28 protein-coding genes are annotated in these 25,501 nt (G+C 39.2%); 10 read left to right on the forward strand and 18 right to left on the reverse strand.

Annotation, left to right across the window (positions count from 1 at the left end):
• Positions 1 to 28: 28 nt before the first annotated feature.
• The 6 genes from hrcA to gpr form a co-directional block, all read right to left on the reverse strand.
• Entirely contained in the window at positions 29 to 1,060 is a 1,032-nt protein-coding gene (gene hrcA / locus MKX55_RS14345; RefSeq protein WP_339178039.1) for a heat-inducible transcriptional repressor HrcA, read from the reverse strand.
• Positions 1,061 to 1,136: 76 nt separating this feature from the next.
• The gene (hemW, locus tag MKX55_RS14350; protein ID WP_339233320.1) at positions 1,137 to 2,318 is read right to left on the reverse strand and encodes a radical SAM family heme chaperone HemW; all 1,182 of its coding nucleotides are present in this window, start codon (positions 2,316 to 2,318) and stop codon (positions 1,137 to 1,139) included.
• 353 nt (positions 2,319 to 2,671) lie between these two features.
• Complete coding sequence (gene lepA, locus MKX55_RS14355) at positions 2,672 to 4,480, reverse strand: translation elongation factor 4 (RefSeq protein ID WP_339233321.1); 1,809 nt, start codon at positions 4,478 to 4,480, stop codon at positions 2,672 to 2,674.
• 123 nt (positions 4,481 to 4,603) lie between these two features.
• Positions 4,604 to 4,909, reverse strand: coding sequence for a hypothetical protein (locus MKX55_RS14360; RefSeq protein WP_339178044.1), 306 nt, complete (start codon positions 4,907 to 4,909; stop codon positions 4,604 to 4,606).
• A gap of 33 nt (positions 4,910 to 4,942) precedes the next feature.
• Entirely contained in the window at positions 4,943 to 6,127 is a 1,185-nt protein-coding gene (locus MKX55_RS14365; RefSeq protein ID WP_339233322.1) for a stage II sporulation protein P, read from the reverse strand.
• 124 nt (positions 6,128 to 6,251) lie between these two features.
• Positions 6,252 to 7,352, reverse strand: coding sequence for a GPR endopeptidase (gpr, locus tag MKX55_RS14370; protein ID WP_339233324.1), 1,101 nt, complete (start codon positions 7,350 to 7,352; stop codon positions 6,252 to 6,254).
• A gap of 348 nt (positions 7,353 to 7,700) precedes the next feature.
• Between gpr and rpsT the strand changes: the two genes are divergently transcribed.
• On the forward strand, positions 7,701 to 7,961 hold the full coding sequence (gene rpsT, locus MKX55_RS14375) for a 30S ribosomal protein S20 (RefSeq protein ID WP_339178052.1): 261 nt from the start codon (positions 7,701 to 7,703) through the stop codon (positions 7,959 to 7,961).
• A gap of 76 nt (positions 7,962 to 8,037) precedes the next feature.
• On the opposite strand, the gene holA is transcribed toward rpsT, so the two are convergent.
• Positions 8,038 to 9,042, reverse strand: a complete 1,005-nt coding sequence (holA, locus tag MKX55_RS14380) for a DNA polymerase III subunit delta (protein WP_339178054.1) — start codon at positions 9,040 to 9,042, stop codon at positions 8,038 to 8,040.
• Between the two features lie 368 nt (positions 9,043 to 9,410).
• On the opposite strand from holA, the gene MKX55_RS14385 reads away from it, so the two are divergent.
• Positions 9,411 to 9,545, forward strand: a complete 135-nt coding sequence (locus MKX55_RS14385; RefSeq protein ID WP_040980284.1) for a YqzM family protein — start codon at positions 9,411 to 9,413, stop codon at positions 9,543 to 9,545.
• A gap of 82 nt (positions 9,546 to 9,627) precedes the next feature.
• Here MKX55_RS14385 and MKX55_RS14390 read toward each other — a convergent pair whose 3' ends face one another.
• The 11 genes from MKX55_RS14390 to MKX55_RS14440 form a co-directional block, all read right to left on the reverse strand.
• A complete protein-coding gene (locus MKX55_RS14390) occupies positions 9,628 to 11,919 on the reverse strand; it encodes a DNA internalization-related competence protein ComEC/Rec2 (RefSeq protein WP_339233325.1) in 2,292 nt (763 codons plus the stop codon).
• Positions 11,916 to 12,494 (reverse strand): ComE operon protein 2, encoded by a 579-nt coding sequence (locus MKX55_RS14395; protein WP_339178061.1) that lies wholly within the window; start codon positions 12,492 to 12,494, stop codon positions 11,916 to 11,918. Before MKX55_RS14395 ends, MKX55_RS14390 begins: the two co-directional genes overlap by 4 nt.
• Before the next feature lie 25 nt (positions 12,495 to 12,519).
• A complete protein-coding gene (locus tag MKX55_RS14400) occupies positions 12,520 to 13,140 on the reverse strand; it encodes a helix-hairpin-helix domain-containing protein (RefSeq protein ID WP_339178064.1) in 621 nt (206 codons plus the stop codon).
• A gap of 110 nt (positions 13,141 to 13,250) precedes the next feature.
• Positions 13,251 to 13,997, reverse strand: coding sequence for a class I SAM-dependent methyltransferase (locus MKX55_RS14405; protein ID WP_339233326.1), 747 nt, complete (start codon positions 13,995 to 13,997; stop codon positions 13,251 to 13,253).
• 5 nt (positions 13,998 to 14,002) lie between these two features.
• Positions 14,003 to 14,359 carry a ribosome silencing factor gene (gene rsfS, locus MKX55_RS14410; protein ID WP_339178070.1) on the reverse strand — a complete coding sequence of 119 codons (357 nt, stop codon included), beginning with the start codon at positions 14,357 to 14,359 and terminating at the stop codon, positions 14,003 to 14,005.
• On the reverse strand, positions 14,356 to 14,937 hold the full coding sequence (gene yqeK / locus MKX55_RS14415; RefSeq protein ID WP_339178073.1) for a bis(5'-nucleosyl)-tetraphosphatase (symmetrical) YqeK: 582 nt from the start codon (positions 14,935 to 14,937) through the stop codon (positions 14,356 to 14,358). The genes rsfS and yqeK overlap by 4 nt, the downstream gene beginning before the upstream one ends.
• Positions 14,924 to 15,493, reverse strand: a complete 570-nt coding sequence (locus MKX55_RS14420; protein WP_339178075.1) for a nicotinate-nucleotide adenylyltransferase — start codon at positions 15,491 to 15,493, stop codon at positions 14,924 to 14,926. Before MKX55_RS14420 ends, yqeK begins: the two co-directional genes overlap by 14 nt.
• 101 nt (positions 15,494 to 15,594) lie before the next feature.
• Positions 15,595 to 15,885, reverse strand: a complete 291-nt coding sequence (yhbY, locus tag MKX55_RS14425; RefSeq protein ID WP_339178077.1) for a ribosome assembly RNA-binding protein YhbY — start codon at positions 15,883 to 15,885, stop codon at positions 15,595 to 15,597.
• Positions 15,872 to 16,717, reverse strand: coding sequence for a shikimate dehydrogenase (aroE, locus tag MKX55_RS14430; RefSeq protein WP_339233327.1), 846 nt, complete (start codon positions 16,715 to 16,717; stop codon positions 15,872 to 15,874). Before aroE ends, yhbY begins: the two co-directional genes overlap by 14 nt.
• A 77-nt stretch (positions 16,718 to 16,794) precedes the next feature.
• On the reverse strand, positions 16,795 to 17,907 hold the full coding sequence (gene yqeH / locus MKX55_RS14435) for a ribosome biogenesis GTPase YqeH (protein ID WP_339233328.1): 1,113 nt from the start codon (positions 17,905 to 17,907) through the stop codon (positions 16,795 to 16,797).
• Positions 17,908 to 17,909: 2 nt separating this feature from the next.
• A complete protein-coding gene (locus tag MKX55_RS14440; protein WP_339233329.1) occupies positions 17,910 to 18,425 on the reverse strand; it encodes a YqeG family HAD IIIA-type phosphatase in 516 nt (171 codons plus the stop codon).
• A gap of 636 nt (positions 18,426 to 19,061) precedes the next feature.
• Here MKX55_RS14440 and MKX55_RS14445 point away from each other — a divergent pair.
• The 8 genes from MKX55_RS14445 to mnhG all read left to right on the forward strand — a co-directional run bounded on the left by MKX55_RS14445 (position 19,062) and on the right by mnhG (position 25,391).
• On the forward strand, positions 19,062 to 19,202 hold the full coding sequence (locus MKX55_RS14445; protein WP_193064671.1) for a sporulation histidine kinase inhibitor Sda: 141 nt from the start codon (positions 19,062 to 19,064) through the stop codon (positions 19,200 to 19,202).
• 422 nt (positions 19,203 to 19,624) lie between these two features.
• Positions 19,625 to 22,045, forward strand: coding sequence for a Na+/H+ antiporter subunit A (locus tag MKX55_RS14450; RefSeq protein ID WP_339233330.1), 2,421 nt, complete (start codon positions 19,625 to 19,627; stop codon positions 22,043 to 22,045).
• Positions 22,045 to 22,473, forward strand: coding sequence for a Na(+)/H(+) antiporter subunit B (locus MKX55_RS14455; protein ID WP_193064690.1), 429 nt, complete (start codon positions 22,045 to 22,047; stop codon positions 22,471 to 22,473). Before MKX55_RS14450 ends, MKX55_RS14455 begins: the two co-directional genes overlap by 1 nt.
• Positions 22,473 to 22,811, forward strand: a complete 339-nt coding sequence (locus MKX55_RS14460; protein WP_212929077.1) for a Na(+)/H(+) antiporter subunit C — start codon at positions 22,473 to 22,475, stop codon at positions 22,809 to 22,811. The genes MKX55_RS14455 and MKX55_RS14460 overlap by 1 nt, the downstream gene beginning before the upstream one ends.
• On the forward strand, positions 22,804 to 24,288 hold the full coding sequence (locus MKX55_RS14465; RefSeq protein WP_339178086.1) for a Na+/H+ antiporter subunit D: 1,485 nt from the start codon (positions 22,804 to 22,806) through the stop codon (positions 24,286 to 24,288). Before MKX55_RS14460 ends, MKX55_RS14465 begins: the two co-directional genes overlap by 8 nt.
• A gap of 5 nt (positions 24,289 to 24,293) precedes the next feature.
• Positions 24,294 to 24,770 carry a Na+/H+ antiporter subunit E gene (locus tag MKX55_RS14470; protein ID WP_339178087.1) on the forward strand — a complete coding sequence of 159 codons (477 nt, stop codon included), beginning with the start codon at positions 24,294 to 24,296 and terminating at the stop codon, positions 24,768 to 24,770.
• Entirely contained in the window at positions 24,770 to 25,048 is a 279-nt protein-coding gene (locus tag MKX55_RS14475) for a Na(+)/H(+) antiporter subunit F1 (protein WP_339233331.1), read from the forward strand. Before MKX55_RS14470 ends, MKX55_RS14475 begins: the two co-directional genes overlap by 1 nt.
• Complete coding sequence (gene mnhG, locus MKX55_RS14480; RefSeq protein ID WP_339185259.1) at positions 25,041 to 25,391, forward strand: monovalent cation/H(+) antiporter subunit G; 351 nt, start codon at positions 25,041 to 25,043, stop codon at positions 25,389 to 25,391. The genes MKX55_RS14475 and mnhG overlap by 8 nt, the downstream gene beginning before the upstream one ends.
• Positions 25,392 to 25,501: the final 110 nt, after the last annotated feature.

The following is a 25,501-nucleotide window of genomic DNA, read 5'->3' on the forward strand; positions in this document are numbered from 1 at the left end:
AGATAGAAAACCAAAATACTTGTTTTCCTTATGATTTATCACTATACCATTTTCCCATTGCACCAGTCATTTCCTTGGAGATGCTTTCCATTAAGGACAATACTTTTCTGTATTCCATTCTCGTAGGCCCGATTAATGCAATGGTACCCATCTGACCGCCGCCGATATGATAAGAGGCGGTGATTAAACTCAAGTCTTTAATCTCTTCCACTTCATTTTCATGGCCAATAGAAACTTTAATACCTTGATTGGAGTTTTTCAAGAGATTTACAATTTCATCCTCTCGCTCCATCAAGGAGTAAAAGGAACGAATGCGATCCACATCATTAAATTCCGGCTGCATTAAAATATTGGCTTTCCCGCCAAAATAAAGCTTGACCGCCTGCTCTTGCGTGAAGAGCGTACGAATCCAATTGATGGAAGAATCTACTCCATTCATATATTTCATCATCAGAGAAGCTACTTCATTTTGAATCACCTCAGGAATTCGATAAAGCGGAACGCCCTGAAGACGGTCATTTAGAATATTGACAAGCTTTTCGATATCAGATGATGAAACTCCTTTTGGCAATGTAAAAGAACGGTGCTCTACATGACCTGTGTTTGTTACTAAAATCGCTACTGCTGATTGATCGGATAGTGCTAATACCTGAATCTGCTTTACGGTTGCTTCAAACATTTCCGGTCCAAGTATGATGGACGTATAATTGGTCAGTTTAGAAAGGGCTTCTGCTGCCGTCTGAACAATCTGTTCAAACTCATATATCCCGTTATTTGTTAACCTTTCAATGATACCCAGTCCATGCTGATGGATTTCAGGACCAATTAAATGATCAACATAATAACGATATCCTTTTTCTGAAGGCACACGTCCAGAAGAGGTATGCGTCTTTTCTAAAAACCCCGATTCTTCTAAATCCGCCATCTCGTTTCGAATGGTTGCGGCACTGTACGGCAGGGTATCTTTTTTAGATAATGCCCTGGAGCCGACCGGTTTAGCAGATTCTATAAAATCATCAATAATCACCTGCAATATCATAAGTTGCCTATCTGTTAACATGATGATCACCTCTGTTAGCACTCTCATCTTTTGAGTGCTAAATCTATAATAAAATTATCAAATTCAATTTCTTTTGTCAAACCGTTTGGCTTTTTGCTTCCTTTATTTTTTGATCAAAGTTCTCCAATAATAAAAATTGCTGGAAAACCCTGTCCCCGAGAAGCATTCCTCTATTTGTCAATACATAGCTTCCGTCGTGGTAAGTTACTAATTTATCGTTTGTTAACTGACGTAACTCTTCCTGATATAATTTATCCAGCGATAGTCCATATCTTTCCCTGAATGCTTCTGTATTAATCCCTTCTGCTTTTCGGAGCTGCAGAAATAATTCCTCTTCTATCCGGTCCTGCAGTGTTATTTCTTCAAGATGTTCGACAGGTGAACCGCTTCGGTTAATTTCCTTCATATAAATTCCCAATGGTTTATAATTTGCCGTGCGCTTTCCCGGTAAATAACCATGAGCCCCTGCTCCGAAACCAAAATAATAATCATTATTCCAATAGGTTAAATTATGCTTGCTCTCATAACCCGGCTTGGCAAAATTACTTATTTCATATTGATAGACGCCCTGCTTTTTCATATTTTCCTGAAGCAGCTGATACATTTCTACTTCATCATCCTCTGGAGGCTGATGCAGGGCTCCTTTTCTCCGTTTATGATAAAACACGGTCTTCGGTTCAATTTGCAGCGCATAGGTTGAATAATGCGGCAGACCGAATTGCAGTGCTTCCTTTAAAGTTTTTTCAAAGTGGGCAACGGTTTGATCCGGGAGAGCATAAATTAAATCCAGGCTGATATTAGAGAAATTTGACTGTGTAAGAATATCAACTGTTGTATAAACATCCTTCACTCGATGCATACGCCCGATTTTTTCAAGCATCTCATCATCCATTACCTGAACCCCAAAAGAAATCCGATTTACGCCATAACCGTGAAGTAATTTTGCTTTATCCGTATCAATATCCCCCGGATTGATTTCGATTGTAAATTCTTCACAGGAGGAGAGGTCAAACTTTTCATTTAAAAACTGAAAAAGCTTCTGCAATTGCTCCATCGACAAAGCAGTTGGCGTTCCTCCGCCCATATAAATCGTCCGAAAGACATTTTTCCTTCCTGGAATAGCTGTGTCTATTTCTTTTATTAAAGCATCTATAAAGGCATCTGCCTTCGTCTCCATGTAAAAGTACTTTACAAAATTACAGTAATGGCAGATCTGCTTGCAAAAAGGAATATGAATATATACTGACTGAACTTGCATCGATTGAACTTCCTTCCTTTGTTAAAAAAACAGATAAGGTAACTCTGGCTTCTTTTCCTCTTCAGAAACACCAGTTGTTATTTCTGAAGTTATTTTATAATACTTTATGTCCTCTCGCAATGTAAATGAAAAATAGGCTTGTGGCCTCCTAATAAAAAAACAAGAACATCGCTTAGTCATTAAAACACGATATTCTTGCCAATCAGCAAGTCTTCTTTAAAGGAGATGAGCTCGGGGCCCATGGAAAGCGCCGTATTTTTCCGCAGCGGCTATTTACAGCTTAAAAATCCCGCAACCGGCAAAAAACACGGTAACGGGATTAATAAATAGCGACAATAGATTATTTCAGCAAGTTAATCCTCATCCATCTTCAGGACAGCCATAAAGGCTTCCTGGGGAACTTCTACAGAACCTACCATCTTCATACGCTTTTTACCTTCTTTTTGCTTTTCAAGAAGCTTTCTTTTTCGGGAAATATCTCCGCCGTAAAGCTTTGCTGTTACATCCTTACGTACCGCTTTGATATTAGAACGAGCTACAATCTTGTTGCCGATTGCTGCTTGAATCGGCACTTCAAATTGCTGTCTTGGAATTAATGTCTTCAGCTTTTCAACGATCTGCTTTCCGCGTTCATACGCAAAGTCGCGGTGGACAACAAGTGATAACGCATCAATTGAATCGCCATTAAGCAATATATCCATTTTCACAAGACGGGAAGGCTGGTAGCCGATCAGCTCATAATCAAACGAAGCATATCCCTTTGTCTGTGATTTTAACTGGTCAAAGAAGTCATATACAATTTCCGAAAGCGGAATATGATAAACCACATTCACACGAATATCATCTAAATATTGCATATCTACAAAATTCCCGCGTTTCTTTTGGGCAATTTCCATCACAGCTCCGACGTAATCATTCGGAACCATAATTGTAGCTTCTACGTATGGTTCACGTACTTCTTCAATTACTTGTGGATCTGGCATTTCGGAAGGGTTATCAACCGAAAATACATCGCCATTCGTCAGCTCTACTTCAAAAATAACACTTGGAGCTGTCGTAATTAAACTGATACCAAATTCTCTTTCAATACGCTCTTGGACAATTTCCATATGGAGCAGTCCCAAGAATCCGCAGCGGTAGCCGAAACCAAGCGCCTGAGAAGTCTCTGCTTCGTATTGCAGGGAAGAATCATTCAGTTCTAAACGTTCTAACGCTTCTCTTAAATCATTGTAATCATTAGAATCTACCGGATAAAGTCCGCAGAATACCATTGGATTCAGACGGCGGTAACCAGGCAGCGCTGTATCCGCAGGTCGATCAGCCAACGTAATTGTATCCCCGACCCGTGAATCTCCGACATTTTTAATCGATGCAGTTAAATAACCAACATCTCCGACCGTCAACTCTTTTTTGGCAAACTGCTTCGGTGTAAATACCCCGACTTCATTCACTTCAAATTCTTTTCCGGTAGCCATCATCTTAATTTTGTCTCCGACTTTAACAGAGCCTTCCTTCACACAGACGTAAGCAATAACCCCGCGGTAAGTATCATACAGCGAGTCAAAGATTAACGCTCTTAACGGATCCTCAGCCTCTCCAGGGGGCTCTGGAACAACCTCTGCTATACGCTCCAGAATTTCCTCAATCCCTATATTTGCTTTGGCAGAGGCTAGGATTGCTTCATCGCCGTCGATTCCTAATACATCTTCCAGTTCTTTTTTCACTTTTTCTGTATCTGCACTCGGCAAATCAATTTTATTGATTACCGGAATGATTTCTAAATCATTTTCCATCGCTAAATAAACGTTTGCCAAGGTCTGCGCTTCAATTCCCTGTGCTGCGTCTACGACAAGAATCGCTCCTTCACAGGCTGCCAAGCTTCTGGATACCTCATAAGTAAAATCGACATGACCTGGCGTATCGATTAAATGAAAAATAAATTCTTCGCCAGCCTGGTTTGTATATTTTAATTGTACTGCATTCAGTTTAATGGTTATGCCACGTTCACGCTCTAAATCCATTCCGTCCAGCAGCTGGTCTTTCATTTCACGTTTTGTCACGGTTTCTGTATTTTCAAGAATACGATCAGCTAATGTAGACTTCCCATGATCGATATGGGCAATAATCGAAAAGTTTCTGACCTTTCTTTTTTTATTCGTCATTTCACGCACACTCCTAAGTTTTTCCTGTAGCCCCTATTTTCTTCCCATAACAAAAGGCGTCAATTACTAGCATTGATTATAGCAATTGACGCCTTGAGATTCAATGATTAACTTAAGTGTTGATTAAAAAAACAGCTCTCCTATTCCATACATGATGGAGACGATTACTTCAAATAATTGTTTGACGATGCCTCCCATAGTAGCTGCTGTACGGTTGGTCAACGAATAATTTCCATCTTCTAGTACATCTGTTTCTGCAACGATGATTTCTTCCTGTTCCTCTCTATCTGGTGCTTCATCTTCTATCACTTCAACTGCAGGAGTGTCGGAGGATACCGTTTGTTCAGCCGTCTCATTCTTCTGCATTCCAAATACGAGTCCGCTCAGAAAAAAGATGACGAGCAATAATAATATAATAATATTTCGCATCAAATCGCTCCTTACATAAGAATATTCACATACTTATTCATCAGACTGAACGGCTTCGGCATCCCAATAATAGTCGCTGAATACTTCTGCTAAGGCATCAGCAGAACGATACAGCTCCTCCATCGTGTTATCTACACCGCCAAATTCAATCAATAATGCATTTTCTGCCATATCCTGGTTGTAAACGCCATTCCCGCTTGATCCATCCTTTTGGAACACTCCCCGGCTTAAACCCGGATATTCTTCTTCCATCAACCCATGCAGCTCTGTTGCTACTTTCAGATTCCTTTCATAATCGGGGTGCCCGGTACCGATAACAAATAAAATCTTTGCATAATCTTCTCCTTCAATCGTTTCTGTCGTCTTATCTCTGCGAAGGGCGTCTCTATGAAGGTCAAACATATATTGAATCTCCTGATTGCCGGCCACTGCTTCCGCAACAATATCCCGAGAGACTTCGTAGGATTGATGATATCCCATTCCTCTTTCATTCAGGAGCTCCCCGAAATCTGTATTATCTACTTGTGTTCCAATTCCTTTCCTTTTAAGACCTTCTGCTAAACGATCACTGACATTTGTGATATTAATCTCCCCATGCATGGCGCTATTGGGGTCTGTTTCATCTGGCAAATGCGGTAAAAACGACTCTCTGTTGTGGGTATTATAAATAAAAACAACATCTCTGTCTCCAGTTGTTTGCTCACTTTCCGTTTCCTCTGTTTCTTCCTCCGTTTCTTCCGCCTCTTCTGTTTCCTCCTCATCTTCGCCTGTCAGTACCGCTTCCCTTTCCCTTAATACTTCCTCCAAAGGGGGATTAGACTCAATCGGAAAATGAGTAAAATCATTTTCACTTGCCATTAATAATTGATTGTCAAATATCGAAAAACCTGGAATTTCATTACCAAAAAAGCTTCTGGGATCTGTTGGTTTCACATTAGACGTAAGCTCAAGAAACACCCCGGATAATTGAGGTATTTCTGCTTCCCCTTCCGGAAAACTCTGCTTATAAGCACGGTTTTCCATTGTAATCAAATGATAAAAAATCGCACTGTCCATTTCCTTCGTCCAATTTGATAACGTATCTGATGAAAATCGATAGGCAGGCTGTACAGCCGTTAATATACTAATTAATAGAAATATACTGACAAAAAAGGCGATATAAAGACCGCTTCGTCGAGAAAAGGTTTGTACCATTTTGCTCCAGTTATTTTTTTTCATAAAAATACACGATGCCACCTTTCTCTAATAACTCTATAGTCCAACCTATGAGTAAACTAGAGAAAGTAGAACCGTGTAAAAAGAAAAAAATAGACTTGATAGAGGATGTTAAAGCTTCATACGGCTACCTGGAATAGCTTGAAAAATTATCAATCGTTACTGTCTCATGTAATGCAGCGTTCAGCCCATTTGCTATCACTTCAGCCATATCAATCATAAAGCCGTCTACCTCTTTAGGCGTAACCATTAAATTATGACCAATCGGCGTTAATACTTCCATAATCAGCTGTCTTTTTTCTTCCTCCGACAGGCCGCCCACAATGCCGAACAGCTTTTCCCGCTGTGCTTTATCAGGCAAGTCCTCATCCGTTAACTGCTTCGACCCGAAATTCATACCAGCAGGAGTTAAGGATTTAGATGGGTCATCTCTTTCATTCCATTCTCTCCCGAAGTGTTTCAATAAGTAATCGATGGTATCACTTGTAATAGTAACTGCATCCACCACCGTTGGCACACCAATAGCAATCACAGGTATTCCGAGCGTCTGACGGCTTATTTCTTTTCGCTTGTTGCCAACCCCTGAACCTGGATGTATACCTGTATCAGATAATTGAATGGTTTCATTCACTCTGCTGATAGATCTCGATGCAAGCGCATCAATGGCAATAACGAAATCAGGCTGGTATTTTTCGATAATCCCAAAAATCACATCGCTGGTTTCTATGCCTGTCACTCCCATCACCCCCGGTGTAATCGCAGCTACTTCGCTATATCCTTCTGCCACGGATTCCGGCTGAAGACGAAATAAATGACTGGTTACCAGCACTTTCTCTACCGTCATCGGACCCAAAGCATCCGGGGTTACATTCCAATTCCCTAACCCCACAATCAGACAAGAGGCCTGATCAGGCAAGTCTTGCTTTCTCATTAATTCCTCCAGCTCTTTTGCTAAAATCTTCGCTGCTTGATGCTGTTTCTCTGTATCTTGTTTTTTGACACCGTCAGTATGAATGGTGACATAGTTCCCCGGCTTCTTCCCAATTTGTTCAGCGCCTGCCTCATCAATCGTCACATAGGAAATATTTATATCCTTTATCGTGCTTTCTTTAAATGTGACACCCGCAACTTCCTTCTTTTGTTTATTTTCTTGCTTTTCCGTATACATATCCTTTGCTTCTACAGCTAAGTCTGTTCTTACTTGAAAATGATCCTCTCTATTTTTCATTACACCGCGCCCCTTTGTTCAATATGCTTTATTCTGATAAAATAAAATTCCATTATCTAAAAATAAAGCTTTCCTTCTATACTTTATTTTTAGATGGAGAATTTGCCGGAAAAACTCCTGTTTTTAACCATTCTTAGCATGCACGCCTGGAATAATTTCATACCAATTTATTGATTAAGCAACAATTCTATTGAAAAGATTAGGGAGCTTTGGTAAAATACTCTTGTCGTACTGTGAATATTGACAATTGATGAAAGCATACAAAAGGGCATGTTCAGAAGCAATTTAGCTTGAACAACCTCTAAAACATGTTTTTAAAATCGTATACTTTTTAGGAGGTGAATAAACATGGCAAATATTAAATCTGCAATCAAACGTGTAGAAGTTAACCAAAAGAAACGCGCTAATAACGTTTCCCAGCTTTCTGCAATGCGTACGGAGATTAAACGTGTAGAAAAATTGGTAGAAGCAAACGATGTGGAAAATGCAAAAGCAGCATTCCAATCTGCGAACAAGCAAATTGATAAAGCGGCTCAAAAAGGAATTATCCACAAAAACGCTGCCAGCCGTCAAAAATCTCGTTTAGCAAAAAAAGTTAACGCATCATAATAAATAAAAGGTGAAGTAAGTACGGACAATTGCCGTAAATACTTCACCTTTTATTATGTTTTTTAAACGCAGCACACTATACTAAATCCATCAACAGTAATTCAAATGCCAGCCCTTTTTCCATCAGCCCCTGCTTCATTTTGGCATCCGTTTCTGCAAGCTGGCAAAGGATGTAAGACAGACGCTCTTCAGACAGTTTTGCTTCTCTGGCCATTGCTACTTTAATAACATATGGATGTGCGCCAATATGCTTCTGAATTTGAAATTGAGAATATCCCTTCTTTTTCAGCTGCTTCACTCTTAAAATCATGCGAAATTGGTAAGCAAGCAGTCCAATCATCGCAATTGGATCCTCGTTCATTTTCTCTAAATCCTGATAAATTTGAATTGCTTCCTGAATACTTCCTTTCATAACTGCATCGACAAGTGCGATAGACGTAGTGGTCGGAGTATGCGACACTAACTGCTGTGCAATATCTTTTGTAACAACCCCATTTTCTCCAACATAAAGAGCAAGCTTCTCCATCTCGCTTTGCAGGAGCTGGATATTATTAGAAACCTCTGCTTCCAATATTTCCATCGCCTCTTGTTCAATATCTATCTCATATGACTTCATCAGACTTTGAATCCAATTTCTTGCATCTTTTTCTTTTACTTGCTGACAATCCACAGGGGACGCCAGTTTTTTTAATTGTTTTGTTACCTTTTTACGCTCATCTAATTTTTCATAAGGCGCTATAACCAATAACACCGAATACTCAGGCGGATTTTGCAGATACTCCTGTAAATACGTTAAATCATGCTCAAACGGTGTTTTATCGGGTTTTGTTTTCACAAAGGAAGCATTGGCAGCAAATATTAATTTTCGCTCACCGAAAAATGGAAATGTTTCTGCATCTGCTAATACTTCCTGTATGGAGGTTTCTTCTAAATCATAAAGAGATAAATTCGTTTTATCTCCATCTAACACCGTTTTTATTAACTTGTCTTTTAATTGTTCCAGAAAAAAGGATTCTGTTCCAAAAGCAAAGTAAACCGGCTGAATCTGATTACTTTTTATTTTTTTTATTTGGTCCATCATGCATATTACGCTTCCCATCTAGACATTATTTCGATTCGGAGCATGTGAATGTTCCATGCATAAACTCGTCTCTTTTTATCCTATAAGGAAGCAGACATAAACGCAACAAAAAAATAAAGGAAGAACCGCAAGACTTTTGCATCCTCCCTTTATGAAGCATCTATATTAAACGTCTTAAAATAAGCTCTAGAAACAAATCTTAAGAACGATATTTGCTTATATATAATTTGCGCTTCTGTGCAAAAACTATAGATGTCAACTGTTGCTAAAAATGGCTGTTACCATATGAAGAAGGAATCATGCAAAGAATGTAGATTTTTTTATGTGGATGATTTATACTATAATAGTGAGCAGAGGAGGGGTATATCTTGAACGAATTCGAAAAAGATCCGCAGTACAAAGGCAGCGATGTTGTAGACTCCATTAAAGGATTTACCTTTTCATTTCTCTTTTTCTTTATCATTTTTGCGGTGGGCGTTACCATCAGCGTAATTGGTCAATAATAAAAGAGATAGAGGGTCAAAAAGAAGGGATGCTATCTCTTCTTTTTTTGTTATCCGGTAAGGTTTATTTTCTTATTATATTTTATGGTAAAAAGGTTGAAAAGGTTCCTCCTTCCACCGTGTAATAAAATTGAATCGCCCCATCCTCATCTGTACGATACACTTGAATTCCATACCTTTCCAATATGTCCAATACTTCTTCATTCGGATGATTATAGCGGTTATTTCTCCCGGCCGAAATTAAAGCGAAACGCGGCTGAACTGTATCTATAAACGCTTCCCCTGTAGATGTTTTACTGCCATGGTGCGCCACTTTTAAAATATCGATTTGCAGTGCAGGATAATCATGTATTATTTTTTCTTCTATTTCTTTGCTGATGTCTCCAGTGAACAGCCATTTCAAGCCAAAATTTGTATATAGAACAATCGAATTGTCATTTGAATTTCCCGTATCTATATCCGGCGCCAATACCTGAAAGGAAATAGCATCATGAAAGTTCAGTACATCCCCTGCGCCAATCTGCGTTATATTTAGTGATGGCTGAATTGCTTGGAATTCTTCTAATAGCAGCGGATCAAAATAGGCGCTTACCATTAATTCCTTTACACTTACCTCTTCTAAAATAAAACGGACACTCCCAAAGTGATCGACATCGTCATGTGTAACAATAATCGCATCCAATTCTTTAATCCCCCGCTGATGAAAATAAGTACGAATAATATTTTTATACACTCCTCTGGTCGGTTCCATATCTTCAAAATGAAAAGCAGAGCCAGCATCAATCATAACAACTGCTTCTCTTTTTGCCGCTTCCACTAAAATAGCATCCCCCTGCCCCATATCAAACATGGTCACAATACCTTCCTCCTGAAAATACGGCTTGGCTGCCGTCATTAAAACTGGAAGGATTAAAAGAATCCCTGCAATCCAAGCTGCTTTTTCCTGTCTTCGCTCTAAAAACTTCATAAACAAGAAAAAACAAGCAAAATAAAACATGACACTGAAAATAGATAACTGGTCTAAATACATTGGCGGAACGAATGTATTATCGACCCATTCAATAGCTCCCAGAGCCCTTTCATGAATAAATATAAAAGCCTTATCCAGTTTGACGAGCATACTATCTGGTAAAAAATGAACAACTGCAAAAACATACATAAGCGGAATGACGAAGAAGGTAAAATAAGGAACAACTGTCAGATTCATCAGAATAGACAACGGATGAAAGATATTGAAATAATAAATCTGGAGCGGAAGAATTGCCATTTGTGCAATAAAGCTTACTTGAAAAACCTTCCAAACAGGCGATTTGGATTTGCTGATCCATTCCTGAGACAGAAGTATGGCAAAGGTGACTGCGAAGGAAAACTGAAATCCGATATGGTAAATGATATAAGGATCCCAAAGAATAAACACCATAAAGATAATGCACAGCAAATCAGAATACGGCAGTTTCCATCGAAACTTTTGAAATAAAAGGAGTCCGATCATCATTGAAGCGGCACGGAGAACAGGGGGATTCGCTCCAGCCAATATGGCGTAAAGCGGAAGAAACAAGATTAAAAACAGCTGTGATTTCTCTTTTGTCAGCAGGTTCCCTTTCACTAAAATCAAATATAAAAAAGCGATGACCAAGGTGACATGGGTGCCTGAGATAGCAATAATATGCGAGAGACCAAACCGCTGAAATAACTCTGTAACAGACTCTTCCATTGCTGAGGAATCTCCGAAAACGATGGCATTAATCCACGGGGCAGTATTATCACTCCAAGTATCCTCCATTTCATTCAGCAGCTCTGTCCTCACCTTATAAAGTAATGGAAGGATGCCTTTTTCAGCGGCACAGTTAATTTGATTAAAATCCTCTAAAACAGCTTGATGGGTAATTTGTTTTTGCAGTAAAAATTGACGGAAATCAAATTGTGCGGGATTTGTACTGGAAGGGGGAATTTCAACTGTTTGCTGAATGGTGCAGGTGGAGCCATGAAATAAAGCATGCTCAAGAGGAATTTCACGAAAATCTTCATCCTTTTCAGGAAAATACGTAACTGACAGTTTAGAGGAATTTTGTAGAGGCTGGAGGGTGAATTGAATTTGTTTGGAGCTAAGCTTTACTTCTCCTTCGATTTTCCCGGTAATTTCTGCATCTATCGAGTTTTCTTCATATACGGTCTGGGGAATAACCGGAATAATAGATAAAAAGGTGATGAAGCTGAACATTGTAACCAGCCAAACGGTGACATTCATTTTTTTCAGAAGCTTGAGCCAAATGAGCCAGAGTATAAAAAGAAGGAGCAGCCATTTCATATCCAATAAATGATATAAAATGGCTGACACGGCTGCAATTGCAGGAAAATGCCAATATCCCCTCAATGCTTTCTCTCTTCACTAAAAAACAGCCGCTCTGCATCGGCTTTTATTGTCTCTGTTTCATCCGGCGTCAAATTGGATGCATCCAATTTCTCCATCAGCGCATGTATAAAAGCAGTCTTTTCTTCAAACTTTGTATCCACTACAGCATCAACCAACGGTACTTTTTGTGTCTGCACGCCAGCCTCTTTAAATAACTGGACTGCATAAGGATGATTCTTGTAATCTTCTGCATAAAATAAATTTTTAATACCGCTTTGAATCAGCTGTTTTGTGCATTGCAGACAGGGGAAATGGGTAACATATACATCAGCGCCGTCTGTCGGCACTCCGAATTTCGCACATTGCAGCAATGCGTTTGCTTCCGCATGAACCGTCCGTACACAATGTCCGTCAATGACATAGCAGCCCTCATCGATACAATGTACATCCCCAGAAACGCTTCCATTATAACCTCCGGCAATGATACGTTTATCCCGGACAATCGTAGCGCCTACCATTAAGCGGGTACATGTACTTCTTAAAGCTAATAGATGACTCTGCGCCATAAAATATTGATCCCAAGCAATTCTCTCCATGATGATTCCCTCTTTCCCTTATTTTCTACGGCACTTGGATATGCTCTATCAGCGTCTCCAGTGTTTTTTCTCCAATACCAGAAATCTCTAATAAATCCTCTGGTGTTTGAAACAATCCATGATTATCACGATGGGCAATAATCGCTTCCGCCTTAGCAGGTCCGATACCAGGAAGCTGAGTCAGCTCCTCACTGGAAGCCGTATTTATTTTTATCTTATCGTTATTTGTCTGCTCCCCCGCAGGAGCATCCACTGCAGGTTCTTCTTCCTGGCCGACAGCAGGTATCAAGACAACCATCTCATCCTGAACAACCTGTGCTAAATTCACTTGTAGAACATCTGCATTTTCGGTAAACCCGTCAGCTCGGTCAATAATATCCCTGATCCGGTCACCTTGCTCCATTTCATATACTCCCGGCTGCATCACTTCTCCTTTTACATCGACCACTGCTGTTCGCGCTTGTTGTTCTGCTTGTTCTGCCGGAGTTTCCTCAGTAGGCGGGGCTTCTGTCGGTTCTTCCAAATCTGAAGATATTAATGAGGCGGATAGCGGGCTGGACGGTTCTTCTTTGCTGATAAAGATAAAAAAAATAATAACAGCAGCAATCACAATAAAAATATAACTATTTTTCTTTAACCAATACAAAAGGTATTACCTCCTTCTTTGTCAAAATAGTATCCTCTTATCTTAGTATTTCGACAAAGAAAGATAATCTCCTTTTTCTCGGAAAACTGATTACAATACACTTTTGCGGCTTATTTTTCAGCCAAAAAGAAAATTCTTTCTGATTGTTCAGTCCAATTATCTGCTTCTAATGAAAAATCAGCATAAATTTGGATTTTCTTAAAACCGATATTTTTTAAAATATTTTTATATACTTCTATCGGAAATGTCCGTTGATGATGTTCTTCTTGAAAACGAATAAAGCGGTCTTCTTCTTCTTGATGGAAAAAGGTAACATGGTGGTACATTTCTCCTTTTTCCTCTCCCGGGATGCACTCCCAGATATAAGCCGCTTCCTCCATTACATCGGAAAATGTCTGGCCAATATAGATATCCTCTACAGTGTGCATGGAATGGACATCAAAGAAGAATATCCCGCCTGCTTCTAACAGCTGATAAACATTCTTAAAAGCTTGTTCTACAGCTTGAAGGTCTGTTACATAATTTATTACATCACAGCAGCTGATTGCCATGTCATAACGCTGCTCTGCCCCATCCAGCTTTGTTATATCTGCTTCTAACCAGCTTATACCATCTGCAGGTTCTAAATCCTTTTGTGCTTCATGGAGCATATCCCCGGACTGGTCTACCCCCGTCATTGTATATCCGCCGGCAGCTAATTTCCGGGTAATGACTCCGGTACCACAGCCTAAATCAATAATTGACTGCACTGGTCTTTCTATCTGAGCTATCATTTGCTGAATCATAACCACCCAATCATCATATGGCACATTATCCATCAGCTGATCATAGACCGCAGCCATTTTTCGATACGCCATTGTCCTTACCCTTCCTGCGTAATATTCAGCGCAACACGGTCCGCATCGCCCCATAATTTTTCTAAATTATAATAATATCTTTCATCCTTATGGAATACATGACAAACAATATCACCAACATCAACAAGAACCCATCGCGCTTCTTCAAAGCCTTCCATTCTTTTAATGTCTTTTCCATTTTCTTCTGCAGTTTCTTTGATTGCCCGGGCAATTGCTTGTACCTGCCGTTCATTGCTTCCGTGGCAAATCACGAAATAATCAGCGACTAAAGATACTTCGTTCATATCTAAGGCAACAATATTTTCTGCTCTTTTATCATCGCAGGCTTCTGCAACTACTTGAATTAATTCTTTATTATTCATTTTTTTATTCCTCCAAAAACGTGTTGATTTAAGTCGTTATAAGCATGAAAGCTGTCAGGGTATACAGTATTGTCCCTTTCCATCAAGAAACGAATCGTATTCTTCGCTGCCTGGTAACATGCTTTTGTTAAATCTGTCTTAGCTGTCTCTCTCACTTCCTCTACCCCGGGAAAATTTCTGAACGGCTCAATATAGTCAGCAATAAAGATAATTTTATCCAGCTTTGTCATATTCGCTCTTCCCGTTGTATGGAAGTAAATGGCATCTTTTATCTCTTGATCCGTAATCGCATAATTTTCTTCTATCCGGACCGATGCAACTGGCCCATGCCATAATTCATGATGAAAAGAAAGAAGCACATCCGGAAGTTCGCTGCTCGTTTCAATGGTTTGCTTCATTTCCTCTAAGGAATCACATTTACAGTAATCATGAAATAAGGCAGCGATAGTAGCATTTTCTACGGATTCATGAAAGTTTACAGCAAGCTCTACTGCTGTATCTGTTACTCTCAACGTATGCTCATATCTTCCTTTCGTCAGCCTTTCCTTCAAGTCTGCCTTCAGGTTATCTATATTCATAAATCTGATTCTCCTTAATATAATTCATCACACCATCAGGAAGCAAATAACGAACTCTCTCCCCCTTCCCTAATCGATTTCTGATAAAGGTAGAGGAAATATCTAAAGGATGTATCTCCAAGCGTTCCACAGGGTAAGGTGTATCTAATGTATACCCCGGTCTCGATACCCCTATAAAACGAACCATATGAACTAATTCCTCCACCCGATTCCATTTGGGCAGATAATCTACCATATCGCCGCCGATAATAAAGCTGAAATCAGCCTCTGGAAAGTCCGCCGTCAGTTCCTTTATCGTGTCATAAGTGTATGATTTTCCTTCTCTTTCCAGCTCTAGCGCATTTACTTGAAAATAAGGATTATCCTTGATTGCCAAATGAAGCATCCGCAAGCGATGGGATGCATCCAAAACGACAGTATCTTTATGAGGGGGCGTCCGCGTCGGAATGAACCATATTTCATCCAATTGCTTTCGGATTCTTACTTCTTCAGCAATCCATAAATGCCCTATATGCGGCGGGTTAAATGTCCCGCCTAAAATTCCAATCTTTTTCAAAGACTCACCTTCTGAAATTATTAATGTGCGTTCAAGCATGAAGCGTCATTTGGATTACTTGTCCCATTATGACCGCTGGCGGCTTTATGAACAGCCTCTGTTTATGGTAACTTAATTTCTTTATGGTCCGTTGACTCTCTATACAAAATAATCGTATTGCCGATGATTTGTACCACTTCTGCTTCCGTGCCGGCAGAAATCTGTTCAGCAACAACATGTTTATCCTCTACACAATTCTGAAGAATACTGACCTTTATCAATTCTCTCTTCTCTAATGCTTCGCTGATTTGTGTGACCATATTTTCATTTACCCCATCTTTTCCAACCTGGAAAATAGGCTTAATATGATGCGATTCACTTCGTAAAAATTGCTTTTGTTTATTGGTTAACATCTGCTTTATCTCCTTTTATCTTGGTTATCATCTCTTCATCCATTCCGGTGACATCGACATTTTTATTGGTCCAGATTTCAAATGCCTTCTGCGCTTGATAAAGCAGCATCGTATGTCCATAATGAATCCGGCCGCCTTTTTCTGCTGCCTGCTTTAAAAACTGTGTCATAAGCGGCTGATATACAATATCACTGACGATCGTGCCTGCTTTTAAATTAGACAGGTCTACGATTTGCTTTGGTTCCTCCATCCCAACAGAGCTGGTTTGTATAATAACATCGTATGCTGCAATGTCTTTCTCAGCCTCTGCCAGCGTGATAACAGAAGCACTGGTTCCTTTCATAATATCTTCACATTTTGACTTCGTCCGGTTGGCAAGCGTCAAATTCGTATAGCCCGCCTGAGTCAGTCCATGGAAAATACCTCGTGCAGCTCCGCCGGCACCGAGTATTAAAATAGGAACATCTATATTCCTGTCCATATCAGGAAACTTATCGCGCAATGCCTGTACATAGCCGATTCCGTCCGTATTATAGCCTACCCATTCATTTCCTTCCAAAGAAACAGTATTGACTGCCCCCACGCGTTCCGCAGTAATATCAATTCTATCCAGATAAGGAATAATTGTCTGCTTATAAGGAACCGTAATATTAAATCCATTCACTTCTTCTTCTCTTAACTTTTTCATTTCTTCATCAAAAATTTCCTTACTTGATATTTCATGCAATGTATAAGAGCCCTCCAGCCCGGAACGCTCTAAAAAACATGTCTGGATCCAAGGTGATAAGGAATGCTTGATGGGATAACCGATTAATTTCAATTTTAAACTCAACGAAACGCCTCCTGTCTCTCTATTACAAATAGGTGGTATCTAATATTATTTTTATCTTCTCTCAGAAATGTACCTGGTTACTGCTGCCCGGATAAAAAGGATTTTCTCGTTGTGACAGAAACACCTTTGGGACTATGAGCAGCTACCGTAGCCCCATCGCCCTGCACACTGATCCAGCCTAATCCCGGAAAAACAATATCTACTTTTCCTTTTTCTATTTTAAAGCTGTGTGCCGTAAGCGGCGGAAAATTCTCCAACTGTTCTTTATACGGCGGAGATAACAGCTCTCCGGCATGCTTCTCGTATAATTCATCCGCATTCTCCAGTTTTGTCCGGTGAATCGTTAAGTCATTCGAGAAGTAACATACAAAGGATTGTTTCTCTCCTTTAATAAAGTCCAGCCTTACTAAGCCGCCAATGTATAGGGTCTGCTGTTCCTGCAATTGGTAAACTCTAGCCTTAATTTCTTTTTTTGGTGTAATCATTTTTAATTCTTTTTCAGAAACATAGTGAGCCATTTGCTGTTTATTAACGATTCCCGGTGTATCTACTAAAAACGAATCTTCATCTAATGGTATTTCGATAAATCCTAATGTAGTTCCCGGGAAGTAAGACGTCGTAATGGCATCCTCTTCTCCTGTTGATTCTTTAATCAAGCGGTTGATAAATGTTGATTTCCCGACATTCGTGACACCAACAATAAATACATCCTTGCCGGACCGATGTGTTTCTATTTTTTCCTTCAGCTCATCTATTCCTTTTCCTTTTACAGAAGAAATCAATACAACATCCTTTATTTTGATCCCCAGCTGGCTCGCTTCATGACGCAGCCACTGTTTTAATTTATTTTCATTTGTCGATTTTGGCAATAAATCCAGCTTATTGCCAACTAAAATAATCGGGTTGTCCCCCGTAATCCTCGGCAAATTACTTAATAGCGTACCATCTACATCAAACACATCGATGATATGCACTATCAATCCATTTCTATCACGTATGGAACTGACCATTTTCAAAAAGTCTGCATCCGTTATTGACACATCCTGAATTTCATTATAATGCTTCAAACGAAAACATCTTTTACATAAAATAACGTCTTTCTCTAATGCGCTGACTGGCGCATATCCTGCTTCATTCGGATGCTCTGTCTGAATAATACTTCCGCATCCTTGACAAATATGTTGCTCCAACCTTATTCCTCCTTATAACGCTTATCCTTGTTCTTAATTCTTTTTAAAATAATTCTTTCCATAAAACGGTTAACCTTTGTTATTTTTCCGTCTGTCTGCACTACAGGAACGACCAGTACAGTATAGAATCCGGCCATATTACCCCCGAGGACATCCGTCATCACCTGGTCACCGACGACTAAAATTTCTTCTTTTTTCAAATCCATTTGCTTTGCAACAGTCTTAAAAGCTCTGCTCAAAGGCTTTCTGGCACTAAATACAAAGGGAGTTCCAAGCGGCTCCGAAAAAACGGTGACACGTTCTTGATTATTATTTGATATGATGGTTACTTTTATATCATTTTCTTCCATTGTTTTAAACCATGTAATCACATCAGGGGTTGCATCTTTCACATCCCATGCAACAAGCGTATTATCCAAATCCGTAATAATCCCCTTGATTCCCTTTTCTTTTAATTTCTCTGGTTTCAAGTCAAAAATTTGATCAATTTGCTCATCCGGCAAAAATTTAGAAAACATATACACACCTCAAGATTTCCGATTAACAACAATTTTATTTTTCCTGCACATGATACTTTTTATCACGGAGAGCCGTCTGTAAATAAAACATAAGAATAAATTTATTCAGGCTGGCGATAACAGACGCCGACTCCCCAAATCACTCGGCTGACGCTTAGCGGGAGAGAAACAAAACTCCCGCGAAATGAAGTTTCGTTTTATGTAAAAACAGCTTATAGAAAATATTCCTCTAACTGTTCGTTTCAAAACAAAAGCAACACTTTGCTATATCACATTATACCTAATCCTACTACAACTGACTAGCGTTTCAAAGAATTATTGCCTTCATTAGGGATGTTCATCCAGTCGACAGTGATTTCCAATTTTTTTTTATTAATTGGGAACTATGCATGCTGATCATCAAAAATGCCTTCATCTCTTGAAAATCGTTCGACAAATTCCGATGTTTTTCGATTTTGTGGATAACTTTATCAACATAAAAATGTTTTAATAACAACAGTAAGCAGGGTTACCCCCCTTCTTATACACAACTTATATACAACTATATGTAGATAAGTTATAGCTTGTTAACACAAGATACACGTGTTAAATTATTATTAACTTAATAGAAATGCTGACACTTGAGGAGGTTGTATTGTGGAAACATTATCGGACGAACTATTACTAGAATCATATTATACAGCAATATCATTAAACTTAAGTCCTGATTTTCTTTCTTTGTTTGAGGAAGAAATCCATAAAAGATCTCTATCTCATAAAATTAAAGAATCTGTATAATTTTGTCTTGTTTCCCAAACTTCAATTTAAAAATTGAAGTTTTTTTTTTTCGCTTTTTTCCCTTGTTTCTTCCTATTTAAAATACAAGCTTTTCATCCTGGTAATCGCATTCTTTTTGTATGCATCCATCTTCTGAATAGGTTATAATCAAATGTAGCACTCTGACTTTGTGCAAAAAACCGTAAAGAGATGGAGAATAAATAGAAAGCATGGTATTCCCCCTTCATTATCACACCGAATAACCTTTATGTGCTCTGTAAAATGAAAGCTTCCATCCCTATTCTTATTCATAATAGGCAGGCTTTTTGTTTTCAACATTAGAAATGAACTTGAACACTTTTAACTGAAGGAATATTTAAAGTATTTTATTTTGCTCTACAGTTAAAAGGAATTCGCTATTTTTGTAAAAGGAGGAATTACTTTTGACGTTACTACACTGGGCTGTTTTATCACCGTTTATCGCAGCCATACTTATTCCATTCTTGTATAAGTATTTAAAGAGAATACATACTGGCTGGTTTGTTTTGATTCTGCCTCTGGTACTATTCATCTATTTTCTATCTTTTATACCTAGAACATCATCTGGCGAAGCAATTTTAAATAATTTGGACTGGGTTCCTTCCCTCGGAATAAACTTCAACGTATATGTTGACGGTCTAAGTCTGCTTTTCGCATTATTGATTACAGGAATCGGAGCACTTGTTGTTCTCTACTCTATTTACTATTTGTCGAAAAGAAAAGAAAAGTTAAACAATTTCTATGTCTATCTTTTAATGTTTATGGGTGCTATGTTAGGAGTCGTTCTTTCCGATAACTTAATTGTTATTTATGTTTTCTGGGAAGTAACAAGTATCGCTTCTTCATTATTAATCAGTTACTGGTATACGAGAGAAAAATCTATTTATGGTGCTCAAAAGTCAATGTATATCACCGTTTTCGGCGGATTATCCATGCTCGCTGGTTTTTCTTTACTTTACGTTATTGCCGGCACATTCAGTATCAGGGAGCTGATAGCAAATGCGGACATTGTTATGGCGAGCGGATTATTTATCCCGGCAATGATTCTGGTCTTACTAGGCGCATTTACCAAGTCGGCTCAATTTCCATTCCACATCTGGCTTCCAGATGCAATGGAAGCGCCGACACCCGTCAGTGCTTATCTCCACTCTGCAACCATGGTAAAAGCAGGAATTTATCTTGTTGCCAGATTGACCGGGGTATTCGGAGGTGCACCAGAATGGTTCTGGATTATTACCATTGCCGGATTAGTTACCTTAACATGGGGCTCTATTTCAGCAGTACGGCAAAAGGATCTAAAAGGAATTCTGGCCTTTTCCACCATAAGTCAGCTCGGTTTAATCATGAGTTTACTTGGGACAGGCTCTGCTGCATTCTATTTTCAGGATGGGGACAATGCGTTATACATGACCGCCATCTTAGCAGCGGTATTTCATCTGGTTAACCATGCAACCTTTAAAGGAAGTCTGTTTATGGCAGCCGGAATCGTTGATCATGAGACCGGAACAAGAGATATTCGCAAATTAGGCGGATTAATGACCATAATGCCTGTTACAGCAACCATTTCTCTTATTGGACTGGCTTCGATGGCAGGATTGCCTCCATTTAATGGCTTTTTAAGTAAAGAGATGTTTTTGACAGGGATGCTGAATGTGACGGAATACGGTATTTTCCATTTAGAAACATTTGGATTTATCATTCCGATTATTGCTTGGATTGCCAGCGTATTTACCTTCTTATATTGTATCCTGATGTTTTCAAATACGTTTATGGGTAAATTCGATAGCAGTAAGCTAAAAGTACAACATGTGCATGAGGCTCCGATCGGTATGCTGATCAGCCCTATCATACTCGCTGTTCTTGTGGTTGTATTCGGGCTTTTCCCTAATCTGTTAGCGTACTCCATTATCGAGCCTGCTATGGCTGCTATCGCACCCGGCATTCTTTCTCCAGGAGAGTTTTTTGATGTACACATCACTCACTGGCATGGCTTTTTAGCACCAGAGTTATGGATGACAATCGGTGTGGTAGTATTGGGTGTCATCTTATTTATGACCTTTAAAAAATGGGAAAATACCGCATTCTACCGCGGGGAACGTGATTTGTTCAACTACGCCTATGATTATGGATATGACGGCTTAGTAAAAGGGTCTCAATGGCTAACACGCATCCAGATGACAGGCAGGTTAAGAGATTACTTCATCTATATGTGTACATTTATCATATTGATAATGGCCTATACGATGTACCGTTATAATTTACCGGCGATCCAATCGCTTGATTTATCACCGGTGCCAATTTACGTATGGTTTGTCATTGCAGTATTTATCGGGTCTGTTATTGTTATTCCGTTTATTAATAATCGGGTAGCATTAATTATCGCAACAAGTGTCAGCGGCTTTATCGTAGCTCTATTGTTTGTTCTGTTCCGAGCTCCGGATTTAGCATTGACGCAGCTGCTTATCGAAACCGTATCCGTTATTTTGTTTATGCTTGTCTTTTATCACTTGCCGAAATTGAAGAAGGTAAAAACACCTCCAAAATTGAAGGCTGTTAAATTAATCATTTCCATTGGATTTGGGCTGATGATTACACTTGGTTCCCTATCTGCATTTTCATTGGGACAAGAGGCAAATTATTCTTCGATTTCCGAGTACTATACTGAAAATGCCAAGGAAGAAGCTGGAGGATATAACATCGTAAATGTTATCCTGGTGGATTTCCGTGGTCTTGATACCATGCTGGAAGTGCTTGTTGTCGCTTTAGCGGTATTAACCGTTGTCAGTTTAATACGATTACGTTTTAAAGGAAGTGAGGACGTATGATGAAAAAACCAAATAATATGATGCTGCAGACATTGACCAGACTCATTATTTTGATTGTCCTCTCCTTCTCTATCTATTTACTGCTCGCAGGTCATAACAGCCCTGGCGGAGGATTTATTGGAGGTCTAATGACTGCAAGTGCCATTCTTATTTTGTACCTCTCATTTGGCTTAAATTCCATTAAGAAGGTCATTCGATTTGATTATATAAAAATAATCGGCATCGGGTTACTTTTTGCCAGTGTAACAGGTGTGGTCTCTATGGTTTTTGGTTTTCCTTATCTAAAACAATTCTTTGACTATTTTAGACTGCCAATCCTGGGAGAAGTTGAATTGACCACCGCACTGCCTTTTGATTTAGGTGTTTACTTTGTTGTACTGGCCAGTGCACTTGCAATTATTCTGACGATTGCGGAGGATGATAAATAATGGAACTATTAATGTCAATTGTCATAGGAATTGTTTTTAGCGTAACGATTTATCTGTTTATGTCTAAAGACCTGCTCCGCGTTGTTGCAGCTACATTATTACTTTCTCACGCCGTGCATCTTTTATTATTAACGATGTCCGGGCTGCAGCGCGGTGCTGCTCCTGTTTTAAGTTTTGAAGCAGAAGCATATACAGATCCGCTGCCTCAGGCGCTGGTACTGACAGCCATCGTTATTGCTTTTGCTGTTACTGCTTTATTGTTAGTTATGTCTTATCGGACCTATAAAGTGCATAAAACAGACGATTTAGAAGAATTAAGGGGTTCTGCTGATGAGTAATGTAATTATTCTGCCGGTTATTATACCTTTCATAATCGGCGCTATACTTATACTTTTATACAAACGACACACGATACAGCGTGTGATAAGCGGAGTTACAATGCTTGCTTTACTGGCACTTTCCGTTTACTTAGCCATTTATGTGTACCAGCATGGAACGCTCGTATTGGAAGTCGGCGACTGGGAGGCACCTTTTGGAATTGTTATTGTTGCAGATTTACTTTCAACACTGATGCTGCTTCTATCTACTTTAGTAGGTACCGTCTGTTTGTTCTTTGCTTTCCAGACAATCGCGAGAGACCGTGAAAAGCAGTTTTTCTACCCGCTTTATCTTTTCTTAATGATTGGGGTCAACGGTTCTTTTTTAACAGGCGATCTATTTAATCTATTTGTGTTCTTTGAAGTAATGTTGATTGCCTCTTATGGATTGATTGTTCATGGAGGGACAGGCTATCAGTTAAGAGAGTCCTTTAAGTATGTAATCATCAACATTTTTGCTTCCGCCCTCTTTATTGTAGGGATAGCATGGATTTATTCTATTACCGGAACAATGAATATGGCGCATATCGCCCAGCGTGTTTCGGAATTAGATCAGACTGGCGCCCTCAATATAGTAGCTATTATGCTGTTTATTGTTTTTGCTTCTAAAGGAGCCTTATTCCCACTTTATTTTTGGCTTCCGAAGTCCTATTACGGTCCTCCTGCTGCTATAGCAGCCTTATTTGGGGGTCTGTTGACCAAAGTAGGTATTTATGCGATTATCCGTACATTTACTGTAATTTTCAATCATGATACAGGCTTTACGCACAAAGGATTAATTGTTACGATTGCCGGTTTTACCATGTTATTCGGAGTTCTTGGAGCTGTATCGCAATTTGATTTCAAGCGGATTCTCTCCTATCATATTATCAGCCAGGTCGGCTATATGGTGATGGGGCTTGGTATCTTCACTCCTTTGGCTGTTGCCGGCGCCATTTACTATATTGCGCATCATATGATTGTAAAAACAGCACTTTTCTTATTTGCTGGAGCAACACAGAAAATTACGGGAACAACCGATTTAAAGAAAATGGGCGGATTGATTGGAACCCATCCTTGGCTTGCCTGGCTGTTCTTTATCACTGCCATTTCCTTAGCAGGTATTCCGCCGTTAAGCGGGTTCTTTAGTAAGTTCCCGATAATATTAGCGGGCTTTGAGGAACAACAGTATGTCATTTCTGCGGTAGCGCTCCTGGTTGGGCTTCTGACCTTATTTTCTATGATGAAAATTTTCAGTTACGCTTTTTGGGGCAAGCAGAAGCATACAGAGGCACAAGCAAAGATTCCCGTAGGAAAACTTTTACTGCCGATCTTACCGCTTGTTGCACTTACCATTATTTTAGGATTTGCAGCGGAACCAATTTTCACCTATTCGATGGAAGTTGCAGAAGATATTATGAATCCTACAAATTATATTGAATCTGTGCTGAAGGAGTAGTTGCTATGCCTTTTCAAATATTAATAAACGTTTTGCTCGCGATACTCTGGATGTTTTTACAAAATGAGTATACATTCGTAAGTTTTCTTTCCGGTTATTTCATTGGGATTTTAATTTTATTTATCATACGCCGTTTCCTAAAGTTTGATTTTTATTTAAAAAAGGTCTGGGCGATTATGAAACTAATTTATTTGTTTATGATTGAATTAATCAAGGCAAATATTGATGTTGTGAAAGTAGTGCTTAATCCAAAGCAAGATCATCAGCCTGGAATTGTTGCTGTCAGAACATGTTTAGAATCAGATTTTGAAATCTCTATGCTGGCAGCATTAATCACCTTGACTCCTGGAACGATTTCCATGGATTTCTCAGATGACAGCAAAACCATTTATGTCCATTCGATTGATGTGCCGGATAAAGAAATTATGATTAAGGATATCCAGGACTCTTTTGAAAAAGCAATTATGGAGGTGACGAAATAATGTTTGATACAATTTTGATTGTTGCATTGAGTGCACTTTCCGTCGCCCTCGTTTTATTGTTTATCCGTGTTATAATTGGTCCGTCTACACAGGATAGAATTCTGGCGTTGGATGCTATTGGTGTTCTGCTTGTCGGATTTATCGGGATACTGATGATTTTACAAGACACATCCGTGTTCTCTGACATTGTTCTCGTACTGACTATTTTGGGATTTGTCGGGACCTTGACCCTTTCAAAATTCCTGGAAAGAGGTGTTGTCATTGACCGCGATGATTGAAGGAATTGTAGCCATCTTTGTTGTCATTGGGGTATTTTTTGCCGTAGTAAGCGCCATCGGTATACTCCGGTTAAAGGATGTCTATAGCCGTGCACACGCTTCCGGTAAAAGCGCAACGTTAGGTGTTATTTTTATCATGCTGGCTGTATTTATCCACTTTTTAACTCAGGGCGAGATGAACGCAAAAATATTATTAGCTATTCTGTTCTTATTCCTGACAGCTCCGGTAGCCAGCCTGATGGTTACAAGATCAGCTTACCGGAATGGAATAAAACTCGATAAAAATACAATAACCGATGATTTAAAAGAAATGTACGATACAGATCAAAACCAATCAAATTAAATGAAATAAAAGCTCCGATTTCTCCTGTTATCAAGAGAAATCGGAGCTTTTTATATAGATAGCTGCCTTATAAAAACCTCGAATTGGCAAGGATAATAAAATTATTTTCT

The organism is Oceanobacillus sp. FSL W7-1281 (genome assembly GCF_037969835.1).
Lineage (GTDB): Bacteria > Bacillota > Bacilli > Bacillales > Amphibacillaceae > Oceanobacillus > Oceanobacillus oncorhynchi.

What these genes read in the sequence shown, in the direction of transcription:
- lepA (WP_339233321.1), bottom strand. Translation starts at nt 4,480, where the DNA reads ATGACGAATAAAAAAAGAAAGGTCAGAAACTTTTCGATTATTGCCCAT.
- MKX55_RS14360 (WP_339178044.1), bottom strand. Translation starts at nt 4,909, where the DNA reads ATGCGAAATATTATTATATTATTATTGCTCGTCATCTTTTTTCTGAGC.
- MKX55_RS14460 (WP_212929077.1), top strand. Translation starts at nt 22,473, where the DNA reads ATGGAACTATTAATGTCAATTGTCATAGGAATTGTTTTTAGCGTAACG.
- MKX55_RS14440 (WP_339233329.1), bottom strand. Translation starts at nt 18,425, where the DNA reads ATGTTTTCTAAATTTTTGCCGGATGAGCAAATTGATCAAATTTTTGAC.
- MKX55_RS14395 (WP_339178061.1), bottom strand. Translation starts at nt 12,494, where the DNA reads ATGGAGAGAATTGCTTGGGATCAATATTTTATGGCGCAGAGTCATCTA.
- MKX55_RS14405 (WP_339233326.1), bottom strand. Translation starts at nt 13,997, where the DNA reads ATGGCGTATCGAAAAATGGCTGCGGTCTATGATCAGCTGATGGATAAT.
- rsfS (WP_339178070.1), bottom strand. Translation starts at nt 14,359, where the DNA reads ATGAATAATAAAGAATTAATTCAAGTAGTTGCAGAAGCCTGCGATGAT.
- holA (WP_339178054.1), bottom strand. Translation starts at nt 9,042, where the DNA reads ATGATGGACCAAATAAAAAAAATAAAAAGTAATCAGATTCAGCCGGTT.
- yhbY (WP_339178077.1), bottom strand. Translation starts at nt 15,885, where the DNA reads ATGTTAACCAATAAACAAAAGCAATTTTTACGAAGTGAATCGCATCAT.
- hrcA (WP_339178039.1), bottom strand. Translation starts at nt 1,060, where the DNA reads ATGTTAACAGATAGGCAACTTATGATATTGCAGGTGATTATTGATGAT.
- MKX55_RS14465 (WP_339178086.1), top strand. Translation starts at nt 22,804, where the DNA reads ATGAGTAATGTAATTATTCTGCCGGTTATTATACCTTTCATAATCGGC.
- MKX55_RS14475 (WP_339233331.1), top strand. Translation starts at nt 24,770, where the DNA reads ATGTTTGATACAATTTTGATTGTTGCATTGAGTGCACTTTCCGTCGCC.
- MKX55_RS14470 (WP_339178087.1), top strand. Translation starts at nt 24,294, where the DNA reads ATGCCTTTTCAAATATTAATAAACGTTTTGCTCGCGATACTCTGGATG.
- gpr (WP_339233324.1), bottom strand. Translation starts at nt 7,352, where the DNA reads ATGAAAAATAGAGAGGATCATTTTCAAGTAAGAACAGACTTAGCTGTA.
- mnhG (WP_339185259.1), top strand. Translation starts at nt 25,041, where the DNA reads ATGATTGAAGGAATTGTAGCCATCTTTGTTGTCATTGGGGTATTTTTT.
- rpsT (WP_339178052.1), top strand. Translation starts at nt 7,701, where the DNA reads ATGGCAAATATTAAATCTGCAATCAAACGTGTAGAAGTTAACCAAAAG.
- MKX55_RS14365 (WP_339233322.1), bottom strand. Translation starts at nt 6,127, where the DNA reads ATGAAAAAAAATAACTGGAGCAAAATGGTACAAACCTTTTCTCGACGA.
- MKX55_RS14455 (WP_193064690.1), top strand. Translation starts at nt 22,045, where the DNA reads ATGAAAAAACCAAATAATATGATGCTGCAGACATTGACCAGACTCATT.
- hemW (WP_339233320.1), bottom strand. Translation starts at nt 2,318, where the DNA reads ATGCAAGTTCAGTCAGTATATATTCATATTCCTTTTTGCAAGCAGATC.
- yqeK (WP_339178073.1), bottom strand. Translation starts at nt 14,937, where the DNA reads ATGAATATAGATAACCTGAAGGCAGACTTGAAGGAAAGGCTGACGAAA.